The 14,400-nt window shown below is 70.0% G+C and carries 7 protein-coding genes; all 7 read right to left on the bottom strand.

The genetic code is table 11. The features are described from left to right. Positions 1–32 precede the first annotated feature (32 nt). Positions 33–1,685, bottom strand: a complete 1,653-nt coding sequence (locus ACFYXC_RS03675) for a SpoIIE family protein phosphatase (RefSeq protein ID WP_389546401.1) — start codon at positions 1,683–1,685, stop codon at positions 33–35. Positions 1,686–1,755: 70 nt separating this feature from the next. Next, a complete protein-coding gene (gene pulA / locus ACFYXC_RS03670; protein WP_389546779.1) occupies positions 1,756–7,152 on the bottom strand; it encodes a pullulanase-type alpha-1,6-glucosidase in 5,397 nt (1,798 codons plus the stop codon). 145 nt (positions 7,153–7,297) lie between these two features. After that, positions 7,298–8,677, bottom strand: coding sequence for an alpha-amylase family protein (locus tag ACFYXC_RS03665; RefSeq protein ID WP_389546398.1), 1,380 nt, complete (start codon positions 8,675–8,677; stop codon positions 7,298–7,300). Positions 8,678–8,835: 158 nt separating this feature from the next. Then, on the bottom strand, positions 8,836–10,524 hold the full coding sequence (locus ACFYXC_RS03660) for a glycoside hydrolase family 13 protein (protein ID WP_389546395.1): 1,689 nt from the start codon (positions 10,522–10,524) through the stop codon (positions 8,836–8,838). Between the two features lie 98 nt (positions 10,525–10,622). Next, positions 10,623–11,531, bottom strand: a complete 909-nt coding sequence (locus ACFYXC_RS03655) for a sugar ABC transporter permease (RefSeq protein WP_388924764.1) — start codon at positions 11,529–11,531, stop codon at positions 10,623–10,625. 13 nt (positions 11,532–11,544) lie between these two features. Beyond that, positions 11,545–12,549: a carbohydrate ABC transporter permease gene (locus tag ACFYXC_RS03650; protein ID WP_388924767.1), complete on the bottom strand. Its 1,005-nt coding sequence runs from the start codon at positions 12,547–12,549 to the stop codon at positions 11,545–11,547. Positions 12,550–12,674: 125 nt separating this feature from the next. Next, positions 12,675–13,949 carry an extracellular solute-binding protein gene (locus tag ACFYXC_RS03645; RefSeq protein ID WP_388924770.1) on the bottom strand — a complete coding sequence of 425 codons (1,275 nt, stop codon included), beginning with the start codon at positions 13,947–13,949 and terminating at the stop codon, positions 12,675–12,677. Positions 13,950–14,400: the final 451 nt, after the last annotated feature.

Below are 14,400 nucleotides of genomic sequence, written 5' to 3'. Positions count from 1 at the left end.
GGGCACTCCTGTTCTGGGCGACGCCACCAACCCTAGGGCCTTTCAGAAGAAACGCCCTGGCCGTCGCCGGGCGACAGCCTCAGGGCTAGCAGCGCGATGTCGTCCTCCCGGTCGTGGCCGAAACAGTCCAGCAGCGTGTCGCAGAGGGCGTCGAGTCCGGGCAGGGCACCCGCGGAGGCCGCACGCAGATGCTCCATGGAGACCGCGAGGTCCGTACCGCGGGTCTCGATCAGACCGTCGGTGACCATGAGCAACCGGTCGCCGGGTTCGAGGAACAGCTCGGTCGGCGGCGGGTGGGGCAGCCCCACCCCGAGCAGCGGCCCGGCGGCCTTGGCGTAGTCGGCGGTGCCGTCCCGGATGATCAGCGGCGGGATGTGGCCCGCGTTCGCGATGCGCGTGCGGCCGGTGGCGGGATCGATCAGGACCAGGCAGACGGTGGCGGTGATCGCGGGATGGTAGTGCCGGAGCATCCGGTCCAGGCGCTCCGCGAGCACGGCCGGGTCGCTCTCGTCGACGCAGTAGGCGCGCAGCGCGTGCCGGATCTCGACCATGAGGGTGGCGGCGTCCAGCGAGTGCCCGACGACGTCGCCCACCGCGGCGAGCACGCCGTCGTCGGTGCGCAGGGCGGCGTAGAAGTCGCCCCCGATCTCGGTCTGCTGCGAGGCGGGCACGTAGCGGACCACGACGTCGAGGCCCGGCAGTTCGGGCAGCCGGTGCGGCTGCGGCAGGAAGCTGTGCTGGAGGGTGAGGGCGACGTGGCGTTCGACCTGGTACATGAGCAGCGGCTCGGCGGCGAGCGCGGTGGCCTGGGCGAGCCGGGCGACCAGGGTCTCCTCCTCCGGGTTCAGCCTGCGTACCCCGCGGGTGGGCGTGGCGAGGCACACCGATGCCTTGCCGTCCTGGGTGAGGATCAGCACCAGCCGCGCGTCGTGCTGCACGCCGGGCCGGAAGAACCCGGCGGGCCACAGGGGCGCGGGCACCGTGGTGATCTGCACGCCGGACTGCCCGCGGGTGAGCCGCCGCAGCAGGCCGGCCACGGTCCGGTGGGCGCCCTCGTCGGGCAGTGCGAGCGAGGTGCGGTCCCGGGAGGTGCCGCGGTACAGCTCGTCGTCGGGGCCGAGGAAGAAGACGGCGGCGGGTCCGCCGGTGAGGCGTGCGGTGCCGTTGGCGGCGGCGTCGGCGAGTTCCTGCAAGGAGCGTGCCGCCTGGATGGTGACGATCGTCTCCGACAGCAGCGTCAGCCGCCGTGCCAGTGCCTGGTCGTCGGCCCGCAGCCGCGCGGCACGCACCGCGGCCCGGACCACCGCGTCGATCTCCTCGGGCTCGGCGGGCACCGTCAGGTACGCGTCCCCGCCCGCCTCCAGCCCGCGGCAGCGGTCGCCCGGGGAGACGGAGGAGGCGGAGAAGTGCACGACGGGCAGACCGGACATGTGCGGCCGGGTCTTGATCCGGCGGCACAGTTCGAAGCCGTTCATGTCCGCCAGGTCCACGTCGACGAGGGCCACGTCGGGCAGGATCCCCCTGCGCAGCCGCGCGTCGAGTTCGACGAGCGCCTCGTGGCCGGTGGCGACGGGGACGACCTGGTGACCGGCACGGCGCAGCAGGGCGCCCATGGCGTACCGGCCGGCCGCCGAGTCGTCCACGAGCAGCACGGTCGTGTCTGTCCGCTTGCCGATGACGTCCATCTGCCAGCCCTAGAACACACTGGTGGGGCGGCCCGGGGTCCCGGAGCCGCCCCACCAAGGTAGTGCCCTGTCAGGGGGTCCGGGAGAATACGGCCACGGTCCGTCCGGGAACGGTGAAGGTACCCGTTTCCGGGGTGTAGGACGCGGACTTGACGAGGGGGTCCCCGCCCGCGGCCTGCACGGGGTGCAGCGCGTACGCCGTGCCCCGCAGGTCCGGTATCCGCTGCTCGCGCGCCTGGGGGGTCGCGTTGAAGACGACGACGAGGTCGCTGAGTCCCATCGTGATCACCCCGGGCGTCTCGTCCTTGCCGGACAGCGGGAACGACAGTTTCGACTGCACCTGTTCGGCGGTCGAGAGCCCGAAGGCGCTCTCGTCACCGCGGATCCGCAGCAGGTCCCGGTACGCGGCGGAGGTGCCCTCGATCTGCGGGCAGCCGACCTCGACGGACGTCAACAGGGGCTTGCCGAAACGCCACTTGGGTGCGTTGTCGGCGGCGGGCGGCAGACCGCGCCCGAAGCCGTTGCCGTCCCGGCAGTCCCAGTGGACGGCGTTGAACCAGTCGCCGCTGTCGTAGGAGTTGCGGTCCAGGGACTTGGAGCGCAGCAGGTCGGTGCCCGCCTGGGAGAGCGCCGGGCCCTGCGACAGGGTGGCCGTGGCCAGGGCGAGGACCTGCATCCGGGCCCGGTCGGTCGCCGAGGTGTCCTTGGGCAGTTTGAACGCGAGCGCGTCGAACAGCGACTCGTTGTCGTGCGCGTCGACGTACGCGAGGGCGTCGCCGGGCGCGTCCGCGTAGCCGGCGGGGGCCCCGTTGTAGTCGACCTCGGAGCCCTTGACCTCCTTGCCGGTGGTGTCGGTGAAGGTGTATCCGGCGAGGTTGCCGGAGAGGCCGACCTTGATCAGGTCCTGGTAGTGCAGCAGGCGGGCCTTCTGTTCGGCCGGGGTGCCGTTGCCCGCGGCGGGGTTGGGGTCGGTGTAGAGGCCGGACGCGAAGCCCTGGACGCCCGGGTCCTCGTCGAAGGGGCCGCCGCCGCGCACGGCGTCACGGGCCCGGTCGGAGAAGGTGGCGACGCCGGTCCCGGCCATGTTCTTCTGGGTGGCCTGGACGAACCGGGCGTCGTCCGCGACCTCGCCGAAGTTCCAGCCCTCGCCGTAGAGGACGATCTTCTTGCCGTCGACGCCGTCCTTGGCGGGGGTGAGCGCGTCGAGGGCCTTCCTGACGGCCAGGATGTTGGCCTTCGGGTGGTGGCCCATCAGGTCGAAGCGGAATCCGTCGACCTTGTACTCCCTGGCCCAGGTGACGATCGAGTCGACCACGAGCTTGCCCATCATGGCGTTCTCGGGCGCCGTGTTGGCGCAGCAGGTGGAGGTGGCGACCGTGCCGTCGGCGAGGAGGCGCTGGTAGTAGCCGGGGACCACCTTGTCGAGGACGCTCGTGGCGGCCTGGCCGCTCGCCGGGGTGTGGTTGTAGACGACGTCCATGACGACCCGCAGGCCGTCCTCGTTCAGCGACTTCACCATCTGCCGGAACTCGACCGTGCGGCGTGTCCCGTCGGGGTCACCGGCGTACGAGCCCTCGGGCACCGTGTAGTGGTACGGGTCGTAGCCCCAGTTGTAGGCGTCCTTCGCGGCGGCCTTCGCCACGCACTCCTGCTGCTGGTCGGAGTCGGCGGCGTAGGAGGCGAGGTCGCAGTCGGGGACCGTCTGTTCGGACTTCCTCTCCGGGATGGTGGCGATGTCGAAGGCGGGCAGCAGGTGGACGTACGAGGTCCCGGCCGCCGCCAGCTTCCTCAGGTGCCGTGAGCCCGCGCTGTCCTTGTCGGTGAAGGCGCGGTAGGTGCCCTTGTCCTGCGCCCGGACGGTCGCGTCGTCGACGGAGAAGTCACGGATGTGCAGTTCCTGGATCTGCGCGTCCTTCAGGGGCACGGCGGCGGGCTTCCTGAGACCCGACCAGCCGTCCGGGGCGAGGGACCTGTCCCGCAGGTCGACGACGAGGCTGCGCTCGGAGTCGGCGGTGAGGGCGACCGAGTAGGGGTCGGTGACCTTGTTGGTGACGACCTCGCGGACGCTGGGCGCCCACACCTTCACGGCGTACCGGTACGGCTTGTTCTTCCAGGACGCGGGCCCGGTGACGGACCAGACGCCGGTGGCGGGGTCCCGTTCCATGGGAGCGGTGGCGCCGCCGATCTCCAGCGAGACCTGCTGGGCGGTCGGCGCCCAGACGGCCAGCGTGGGACGGCCGCCGGCGCCGAACGTCGGACCGAGGTCCGCCTTCGTGGCGGCCCTGCCGTACACGTCGTCGAGCACGCCGGCGAGCTGCACGCCGGTCGCCGCGAGGACGACCCCGGTGGCGCTCCGCTGCGAGGCGACGAGCTGGCCGCGCAACGCCTCGCGCACCCGGTCGCGGTCCCGCGGGTCGACGGACCAGGCGGTGTACTGCGCGAGGTGCGGGAACGCGGCCTTCTGGGCGTCGGTCAGCGTGGTCCTGCCCAGTCGCAGCCACCGCTCGTCAGCACCGGTGAGCGTGCCGCCCTCAGCCTTGACGGACCCGGTGCGCGAGGACAGCAACTGGGTCGACGCGGCGGTCTCGTCGCCGTTCCAGACCACGGTGTCCCGGTCGATCCAGACGGCCTTGGAGGTGGTCAGGTCGAGTGCGGCGGCGCTGCCCGCGGGCTGCGGCAGGAGGTACTTCTCCTGACCGCTCAGGAGCCACACCTCGTGGCCGTCGGCCGTGAGGTCGAGCGACTGGTCGGTGGGGAGGTCCTTCTCGTCGCCCTTGTGGAGGATGTAGCTGAGGCTGGTCGCGCCCTCGGCGAGCGGCACCTCGTAGACGGCTCCGTACGCGTCGGTGCGCACCGGTTCCAGGGGCCTGGACCAGTCCGTCGGGTTCGCGGCGCCGGTCCAGGTGTGCAGACCCCAGCCGTCGTACTTCCCGTCGGCACGGTGGAGGTGCAGGACCGCCTTGTTCCTGTCGGGGGCCGGGTGGTCGGCCGGCTTCTCGGTGCGTACGGCCTCCTTGCCCTGCTCGACCCAGACCTCGCCCGTCTTCGTGACGTCGATCGTGCGGTCGGCGGAGACGTCCTTGGTGCCGTCCTTGTCGATGACGAGGAAGTTCACGTTCGAGGCGCCCGGCTTGAGTTTCACGTACGCGAAGGCGCCGTAGGCGTCGCGGCCGATGAAGTCGTGGCCCGCCGGCCAGGTGGTCTCCTCGCCCTCGGCGAGGTCGCCCCAGGCGTAGAGCCGCCAGTCGGTGTAGTCCCCGTCCGCGCGCTTGTAGTGGACGATCGCGTGGTCGCGCGAGGTGGCGGTCGGGACCTCTGCCACGGGCGGGGTGCCGGTGGTGGAGGTGGCCGTCGCGCTCGCCGTGCGCCCGGACCGGTCGATGACGACGGCCTTGTAGCGCAGGGCGGTTCCGGCGGGCACGTCCTCGCCGACGACCTGGGTGACCTTGTAGGGGGCGTGGTCGGCGGAGCCGAGCGTCTGCCACCTGCCGTTGCCGACCTGGGCGGCGAACACGACGCGGTTGAGCTGTCCGCCCTCGGTGCCGGCGCCGATCTCGACGGTGCCGGTGGCGCCCGGGGCGGGGGCCTTCAGGGTGACGGCGGGCCCGGCGGCGGGTGCGGGGAGCTTCCCCGCGGCCTTGAACACGACCGCGGAACCGGCCGGGACGGTGACGGTGACCTTCTTGTCGGAGTCGCTCCTCAGCGTGCCGTCGGTGCCGTACAGGCCGCGGAACGTCATGCCCGCGGAACCGGTCGCGAAGGTCGCGCCCTTCGCCCCGCTCGCGTTGTTCACGGCGACGACGTACTCGATCCCGGACTTCGCGTCGGTGCGGGAGAAGGCGTAGACGCCGGCGCCGTCGGCCGCGTACCGCTGCGTCTGCACGCCGTCCGCGAGGGCGGGGTGGGCCTTGCGGAGCTTCGCGAGAGCGCTGATCTGCCGGTAGAGCGGTGCGCTCGGGTCGTACGCGTCCTTCGCGTGCGTGCGGTCGGTGCCCAGCAGGTCGTCGTCCAGGTAGTCGGCGGTCCGTGACGCGAACATGGTCTGGCGGGCGTCCTTGTCGCCGCCGGCGCCGGTGAAGCCCTGTTCGTCGCCGTAGTAGACGACGGGGTTGCCGCGGCCGAGGAACATCAGCTCGTTCGCCAGCTCGGCCTTCTTCACCAGTTCGGCGTCGGAGGCGCCGGGATCGTCCTGCCTGAGGAAGCTCCCGATGCGGCCCATGTCGTGGTTGCCGAGGAAGGTGACCTGCTCGTACGCGTTGGCCTTGTCCGTCGTGTACTTGTAGTCGTCGCCGAAGACCGCGGCCAGCCGTTGCGCGCTGCCGCCCTGGGAGGCGTACGCCCGCGCCGCGTCCTGGAAGGGGAAGTCCAGGGTGGAGTCGAGGCGGCCCTCGGTGACGTACGGGGAGGTGACCGACGTGTCCGCCGAGTACACCTCGCCGAACATGAAGAAGTCGTCACGCCCCTGCTTCGCCGCGTACGCGTCGAGGGCGGTGGCCCACTGCGTCCAGAATTCCCTGTTGACGTGCTTCACGGTGTCGATGCGGAACCCGTCGATGTCGAAGTCCCGCACCCACCGCTGGTAGATCCTCTCCATGCCGGTGACGACCTCGGGACGCTCGGTCCACAGGTCGTCGAGGCCGGAGAAGTCGCCGTACGTGGAGCTCTCCCCGGCGAAGGTCGAGTCGCCGCGGTTGTGGTACATCGACGGGTCGTTGAGCCAGGACGGCACCTTGGCGTTCTTCTTCGCGGCGGGCACGACGGGCGTGCGCGGGAAGGAGTCACGGTCGACGGAGGGGAACCGGCCGGCCCCGTCGGCGTGATCGGTGTCGTCGAAGGGCTCACCGTCCTTCGTCAGGTACGGGAAGGCGCCCTTGGAGAGGTACGAGGAGGACTTCTCCTCGTAGTCGACGACGTCGGCCGTGTGGTTGGTGATGACGTCGAAGAAGACCTTCATGCCCTTGTCGTGGGCCTTGTCGATCAGCCGCTCCAGGTCGGCGTTGGTGCCGAAGTGCGGGTCGACCTGGGTGAAGTCGGTGATCCAGTAACCGTGGTAGCCGGCGGAAGCGTCCTTGCCGGTGCCCTGCACGGGCTGGTTCTTGAAGATCGGCGCCAGCCAGATGGCGGTGGTGCCGAGGCCCTGGATGTAGTCGAGCTTCTTCGTCAGGCCCTTGAGGTCGCCGCCCTGGTAGAAGCCCTTGTCGGTGGGGTCGTGGCCCGTGTCGAGGCGGGAGCCCGTGAGGCCGCCCCTGTCGTTCGCCGCGTCGCCGTTGGCGAACCGGTCCGGCAGGACGAAGTAGAACTGCTCGCGCGTGAGGTCGTTGCGGGCCGGCGTCTTCGCCAAAGCCGCGTCCGACGGAGGCGCGGGCGGGGCCGCCGCCCGGGCGGCGAGGGGCTGGACGAGCGCTGCGGCGAGCGCGGCCACGGCGAGGGCCGCGACCCGTCTGCGCGTCGGCCGTTTCGGTATCAGGGCCACGGTGATGCCTTTCAGCAAGAGCTGTGCAAGCAGGAGAAAGAGATTTCAGTGAACGTCCAGAGACTGCGCAGTTCCCCGCGCCCCTTCAAAGGCGCGGGGACCTGCGCGACCGGCCCTCACCGGCCCGCGGACGATCGGATCAGCAGCTGGTCTTGCCCGCGTACACCGCAAGCGCGGCATTCGCGCCGAGCGTGGCCGTGAGCTGGCCGGAGCCGTTCACCGTCACGGTCGTGCCGGCCTGCACGTTGCAGTACGTGCCGGCCGGGAGCGAGGTCTGGTAGGTGCGGCTCAGCGCGGACGACTCGTGGTTGATGGCCACGAAGCCCTTGTTGCCCCGGCCGAAGGCGATCGCGTCGCCCCCGTTGTCCCACCAGTTGGTGAGGGACTGCCCCCGCACGGCGTTGCGGAAGGCGACCATCGACTGGATTTCCGGCCAGGCGTGCTGGCACTTCCAGCCGTTCTGCCAGCAGGCGTTGACGGCACCGCCGTTGGGCGGGCCGGCGTCCGTGGAGGAGAACTCGTAGCCGGAGTTGATGTCGGGCGCGCCGTACGGGTAGGCCAGCATGAAGACGTTGGCCAGGGTGTAGGTGGCGTTGTCCTTGTAGCTGAGCGTGGACCCGTTGCGCTCGGTGTCGTGGTTGTCGACGAAGACGCCCGCGACGCCGCTGTTCAGGTAGCCCCAGCCCTCGCCGTAGTTCTTCAGGTAGGCGAGGTTCTCGTTGTTGAAGACCCGCTTGAGGTCGAAGGCGTACCGGAACTCCTGGACGTCGCCGGTGCCCGTGTACTCGGAGGGCTGGACGGCCTCCCCGGCGCCGTGGATGGCCTCCTGCTTCCAGTACACCGAGTTGCTCAGCCGGCCCTTGATGTTGGCGAGGTCGGCGGCCGGGATGTGCTTGGCCGCGTCGACGCGGAAGCCGTCGACGCCGAGGGAGAGCAGGTCGTTGAGGTACTTGGCGATGGCGGAGCGGACGTACTCCTCGCCGGTGTCCAGGTCGGCGAGCCCGACGAGTTCGCAGTTCTGGACGTTGCCGCGGTCCTGGTAGTTGCTGATCTGCACGGTGCAGTTGTCGAAGTCGTACGAGGAGTACAGGCCGGGGTAGTTGTACTTCGTGTAGGACGAGCCGCCCGTGCCGGTGCCGCTGCCCGCCGACATGTGGTTGATCACGGCGTCGGCGACGACCTTCACACCGGCCGCGTGACACGTGTTCACCATGTTCTGGAAGGCGGCGCGGTCACCGAGGCGGCCGGCGATCCTGTAGCTGACGGGCTGGTACGAGGTCCACCACTGCGAGCCCTGTATGTGCTCGGCGGGCGGGGAGACCTGGACGTACCCGTAACCGGCCGGGCCCAGCCGGTTGGTGCACTCCTTGGCCACGGAGGCGAAGTTCCACTCGAAGAGGACGGCGGTGACGTCCTTGGTGCCGGGCGGGGAGGCGTGGGCGGTGCCGGCGGTGCTCGCGGGGACGACGAGCGCGGCGGCCGCCAGGGCGAGCGCGCAGGAGAGAGCTCTCTTGGCCATGTGGGGGTCCCTTCTCCGTTGAAGGTTCTTGCTGCAAGATTCAACAGCAGTGCGGTGCCGCAGATCGTAGAAGCCCGCCTCCCAAAGGGGAAGACGGGCTTCTGAAAATTCCTGAAACCTCTTGCAGCGGCGCTCCGCCGTGCCCGCCCGGTGAACGGTCAGTCAGCGATCCACCACACGGTGACGTCGGCGGGCAGCCGCGCCTCGCCCTCGCCGGTCACGGTCACCTCGCCGCCGCTGGCGAGCAGCACCCTCCCGGGGGCGGGGACCGTCACCGCCCGGCTCCCGGTGTTGGTGGTGCACGCGAACGCCCCGCGGCGGAAGGCGAGGACACCCTCGGGGGCCGTCAGCCACTCGACACGGTCGCCCGCGCCCAGGTCGGGCCGCTCGCCGCGCAGGGCGAGCGCGGACCGGTACAGCTCCAGCGTCGAGCCGGCCACCCCGGTCTGCGCCTCGATGCTCAGCTCGCCCCAGGCGGACGGCTGCGGAAGCCAGCTGCCCCCGCTGCCGAAGCCGTACGACGAGCCCGTACGGGTCCACGGGATCGGCACCCGGCAGCCGTCGCGGAACCCGTCCTGGCCGGCGCCGCGGAAATACGCGGGGTCCTGGCGCACCTCGTCCGGCAGGTCGACGACGTCCGGCAGGCCCAGTTCCTCGCCCTGGTACAGGTAGGCGGACCCGGGCAGCGCGAGCATCAGCAGGGTCGCCGCGCGCGCCCGGCGCAGGCCCAGTTCACGGTCTCCGGCGAGGCGGATCTGCGTGCCGAGTCCGGCGGGGTTGGCGAACCGCGTCGCGTGCCGGGTCACGTCGTGGTTGGAGAGCACCCAGGTGGCGGGGGCGCCCACCGGACGCATCGCGTCGAGGGTGCGGTCGATGCAGGACCGCAGCTCGACGGCGTCCCAGGAGGTGCTGAGGTACTGGAAGTTGAACGCCTGGTGCAGTTCGTCGGGGCGCACGTAGTGGGCGGTGCGCTCGATGGTCGGCGTCCACGCCTCCGCCACGAAGATGCGGTCGCCGGTGTACTCGTCCAGGACGAGGCGCCACTCGCGGTAGATCTCGTGCACACCGTCCTGGTCGAAGAACGGCATGACATCGTTGCCCAGCAGCTTCAGCTGCTCGTGGGATCCGAGGTCCGGCAGCCCTTCCGCCTTCACCAGCCCGTGGGCGACGTCGATACGGAAACCGTCGACGCCCACGTCGAGCCAGAACCGCAGGATCGAGCGGAACTCGTCGCCGACGGCCGGGTGGTTCCAGTCGAAGTCGGGCTGCTCGGGCGCGAAGAGGTGCAGGTACCACTCGCCCGGGGTGCCGTCCGGCTCGGTGACCCGGGTCCAGGCGGGCCCGCCGAAGATGGACTCCCAGTCGTTGGGCGGCAGTTCGCCGTTCTCGCCCTTGCCGGCGCGGAAGTGGTAGCGCTCCCGCAGCGGCGAGCCAGGCCCCTCCACGAGGGCCCGCTTGAACCACTCGTGCTGGTCGGAGGAGTGGTTGGGGACGAGGTCGACGATGATCCGCAGGCCCAGCTCATGGGCGTCGCGGATCAGCGCGTCGGCGTCGAGCAGGCTGCCGAACATGGGGTCGACGGCCCGGTAGTCCGCCACGTCGTAGCCGGCGTCGGCCTGCGGCGAGGCGTAGAAGGGGCTGAGCCACACGGCGTCCACGCCGAGGTCGCGCAGGTACGGGAGTCGGGAACGTACACCCTCCAGGTCGCCCATGCCGTCGCCGTTGCTGTCGGCGAAGCTGCGCGGATAGACCTGGTAGATCACCGCGTCGCGCCACCAGTCGCGACGGTCGGCGACAGCGGCGGGAGCGGAGTTCGGCGCCGAGTCGGCGGAGTGCTGCTGGCTCATGGCTTCCTTGCTACGTGACGGAGGTAGCCCCCAAGGGGCGCGGGGAACTGCGCGACCAGCCACGGCGGGCCCGCGGACGACGAACGACCTTTCACGGCTCACCCCTTCGTGCCGCCGGCGGTCAGCCCGGTGACCAGGTTCTTCTGCACGAGGTAGAAGAACGCGGACACCGGAACGGCCACCAGCACAGCCGTGGCGGCCATCAGGTTGCGCTGCGCGTCGTGCTCGCTCACGAAGCTCTGCAGGCCGACCGCGAACGTGTACTTCGTGTCGGACAGCATGAACGTCGAGGCGAACGCGACCTCGCCGAACGCGGTGATGAAGCTGTAGAACGCGGCGACGGCCAGCCCCGGCTTGGCGAGCGGCAGGATCAGCCGGAAGAACGTGCCGAAGGGTGAGAGCCCGTCGACGCGTCCCGCCTCGTCGATCTCGAAGGGGATGGTGTCGAAGTACCCCTTGAGCAGCCACGCGCAGTACGGCACGGCGGTCGAGCAGTAGACGAGGATCAGGCCGAAGTAGTTGTCGATGAGCTGGAGTTCGCTGAGGATCTCGTACATCGGGACCATCAGGACGGCGACCGGGAACATCTGGGTCACCAGCAGCACCCACATGAACTTCTTGTAGCCGGGGAAGCGCATGCGCGAGACCGCGTAGCCGGTGGTGGCGGCGACCATGACACCGATGACGGTCGTCCCGAGCGACACGACGAGCGTGCTCTTCAGCCAGTCGAAGAACGGCGTGTGCTGCAGCACGAACGTGTAGTTGTCGAGCGTCATCTTGCCCCAGATGCCTCCGGGGTGCAGGTAGTCGTCCTTGTCCGGGCCGAGGGAGAGGTAGACCAGCCAGGCGATCGGGAAGAGCGCGATCAGGCTCGCGACGGTGAGGATGCCGTGCGAGGTCAGGGCCCCGGCGAGACTGCGCTCGCCGCGCCGCGGCCCCTTGCCGGCCGGTGCGGTGCCCGCGGCCCCGTCCGGCGGGGCGGAGGTCTTGACGGTGGTGGTGCTCATGGGGGCTCCTGCCTCAGATCGCGAGCTGCTGCTCGTTGCGGGCCAGCCAGCGGCGGTAGACGGAGGTGAAGACGATCAGGATGGACAGCAGCAGGACGCCGTACGCGGCGGACTGCGCGTAGTCGCGCGGCTGCTGGCCGAAGCCCAGGTAGTAGGCCCAGGTGACGAGGATCTGCGCGTCCGGCGCGGTGTCGCCGAAGAGCAGGAAGATGATGGCGAACTGGTTGAACGTCCAGATGACGCCCAGCAGGACGACGGTGGAGCTGACGGACCTGAGGCCCGGCAGAGTCACGTGCCGGAAGCGCTGCCAGGCGCCTGCGCCGTCCATCTCGGCCGCCTCGTAGAGGGCGCCGTCGATGGACTGCAGCCCGCCGAGCAGCGAGACCATCATGAACGGCACACCGCACCAGGTGTTGACCATGATCGCGGCGAACCGCTGCCAGAAGGTGTCCTCCAGCCACAGCGGTGTCGGCAGGTGCACCGCGTCGAGCATCGAGTTGATGATGCCGGCGTCGGCGAGCATGAAGCGCCAGCCGAACACGGTGACGAAGGTCGGCACGGCCCACGGCAGGACGAGTATCAGCCGGTAGAAGGTGCGGCCCCGCAGCTTCTGGTCGAGCAGCAGCGCCAGGCCGAGGCCGATGGCGTAGTGGAGGAGGACGCACAGCGCCGTCCACACGATCGTCCAGATGAAGTGCGACCAGAACCGGTCGTACGCCGTGGGTCCCCAGAGGATGTCGGCGTAGTTGTCCAGGCCGATGAACTCGTAGGTGGCGTCGATGTGGTTGACGCCGATCGTGCGCGCCGAGTTGAGGCTGGTGGCGTCGGTGAACGTCAGGTAGATGCCGCGCACCAGCGGATAGAGCACCAGCACCCCGAGGACGACGACCACCGGGGCGGTCATCGCGTACGCGTACCAGTACTTCTGGTACGAGTGCTTCAGGCGCTGGAGCGGACCGGGGCGCGGGGCCCGGTCACCGCGGCGCTTGCCGGTTGCGCGGTCGATGACGACTGTCATGGTTCGACACCTTCTGGAAAATCAATGGTTGGGCGCACGGCGCGGCCGGTCACCCGGCCGGTCATGGGCATGGCCGGTGGCCGCCGGGCGGTCCCCGGCGGGGACGGTCCGGCGGCCACCCGGGCTCACTTGCTGAAGTCCGGGACCAGCTTGGCGATCGCGGTCTCCGCGCTGCTCAGGCCCTTGTCGAGGGACGTCTTGCCACCGGCGATCTTCGGCAGCTCGGTGTCGAGCGGACCCCACAGGGAGCTGTACTCGGGCAGCGCCGGGCGCGGCTGGGCGGCGGACAGCACACCCTGGTAGCCGGCGATCCCCGGGTCGGACTTGACCTCGGTGGTGTAGGCATCGTCGCGGGTCGGCAGCGTGGAGTTCTTGAGGGCGACGGTCTCCTGGGACTTCGCCGACGTCATGAACTTCAGGAACTTCAGGGAGGCTTCCTGGTGGGCCTTGTCCGAGCCCGCGTACACGGAGAGGTTGTGGCCGCCGGTCGGGGCGCCCGCCTTGCCGCTGGAACCGGCCGGGACGGTCGCGATACCGAGGTTGGTCTTGTTCTTGAAGGCCGAGCCCTTGTAGAAGTTCGTGATCTCCCACGGGCCCTGGATGATCGAGGCGACCTTGCCGTTGACGAACGCGTCCTGGATGTGGGCGTACGCGTCGGCGGTGGTGTCGGCCTTGTGCAGGCCCTTGCCGTCGAAGAGGCCCTGCCAGGTCTTGTAGCCCTTGACCGCCTCGGGCGAGTTGACGGTGATCTTCTTGGCGTCGGCGTCGACGGTGTCGGTGCCCTCGCCGTGCAGGAACGACTGCGCGTAGTAAGCCTGCGTCGAGCCCCAGTAGCCGTCGACGCCCGTCTTCGCCTTGATGGTGGCGGCGTCCGTCTTCAGGTCGGCCCAGGTGGTGGGCGCCCCGTCGAGGCCGGCCTTCTCGAAGAGTTCCTTGTTGTAGACCAGCGCGAGGGTGTCGGTCACCAGCGGCACCCCGTACGTCTTGCCCTCGTACGTGGCCTGCTCGATCAGGCTGGGCTGGAACTTGTCCTGCTCCGCGAGGGCCTCGGTGCCGTCGAGGGGCAGGAAGAAGCCCTTCTTGGCGAACGCGGGGGTCCAGCCGACCTCGGAACGCAGGATGTCCGGGGCGCCCTTGGAACCGGCGGCGGTGTCGAACTTGTTCTGCGCCTGGTCGAAGGGCACGTTGACGTACTTGACCTTGATGTCCGGGTTGGCCTTCTCGAAGTCCTTCACGAGGGCCTTGTACGTCGGTGCCTCGTTGGTGGCGTTGGACGTGTCCCACCACGTGAGGGTGACCGGACCGTCCGCCTCGCCACTGTCGTCGCTGTCTCCGCCGCAGGCCGTCGCCGCGAGGGCGAGGGACGCCACCAGTGCGGTGGCCGCTATGCCACGCCGCATGAGTTCTCCTTGAGGGTGAAAGCCCGTGTGCTCGATGGGAGCGGCCCCGTCCGCCGTCCCTCTCGACTCGCCGGCCGCACCGTTGCCGCCGTCGGGCGACGTGAACGTAACAGCCAGGTAAGCGGCGCGAAAGACCTTGCAGCAAAAAAGTGCAAGAGCGGCAGACAGTTACCCCGCCGTGACCTCCTCCTGACCCCTCTGAGGCCCTGATACAGGCGGGTCAGTGGGGGCAGGACCACTGTGCAAGACTCTGCAAGCTCTTGCCATACCCGTCCGTCACGGGGATCATCGGCCCGTCGGCGCCTTGCAGGAACACCCCATCCCCCAGGGGCGCGCACGGCGGACGACCACCGCCGGACGACCACGACGACGACCAGAATCACGAGGGAACGCGATGACGCAGCAGCCCGCAGCGGGCCGTCCAAGTGCCCGTACACGGCGGTCGTTCGGT

Source organism: Streptomyces sp. NPDC002701 (assembly GCF_042889045.1).
Taxonomy (GTDB): Bacteria; Actinomycetota; Actinomycetes; order Streptomycetales; family Streptomycetaceae; genus Streptomyces.
The sequence above is the reverse complement of the archived record's forward strand: the minus strand, read 5'-3'. Positions and strand labels throughout refer to the sequence as shown.

Bases quoted from the DNA above. Each gene is read 5' to 3' on its own strand.
- ACFYXC_RS03645 (WP_388924770.1), bottom strand. From the start codon at position 13,949: ATGCGGCGTGGCATAGCGGCCACCGCACTGGTGGCGTCCCTCGCCCTC.
- ACFYXC_RS03660 (WP_389546395.1), bottom strand. From the start codon at position 10,524: ATGAGCCAGCAGCACTCCGCCGACTCGGCGCCGAACTCCGCTCCCGCC.
- ACFYXC_RS03650 (WP_388924767.1), bottom strand. From the start codon at position 12,549: ATGACAGTCGTCATCGACCGCGCAACCGGCAAGCGCCGCGGTGACCGG.
- ACFYXC_RS03665 (WP_389546398.1), bottom strand. From the start codon at position 8,677: ATGGCCAAGAGAGCTCTCTCCTGCGCGCTCGCCCTGGCGGCCGCCGCG.
- ACFYXC_RS03655 (WP_388924764.1), bottom strand. From the start codon at position 11,531: ATGAGCACCACCACCGTCAAGACCTCCGCCCCGCCGGACGGGGCCGCG.
- ACFYXC_RS03675 (WP_389546401.1), bottom strand. From the start codon at position 1,685: ATGGACGTCATCGGCAAGCGGACAGACACGACCGTGCTGCTCGTGGAC.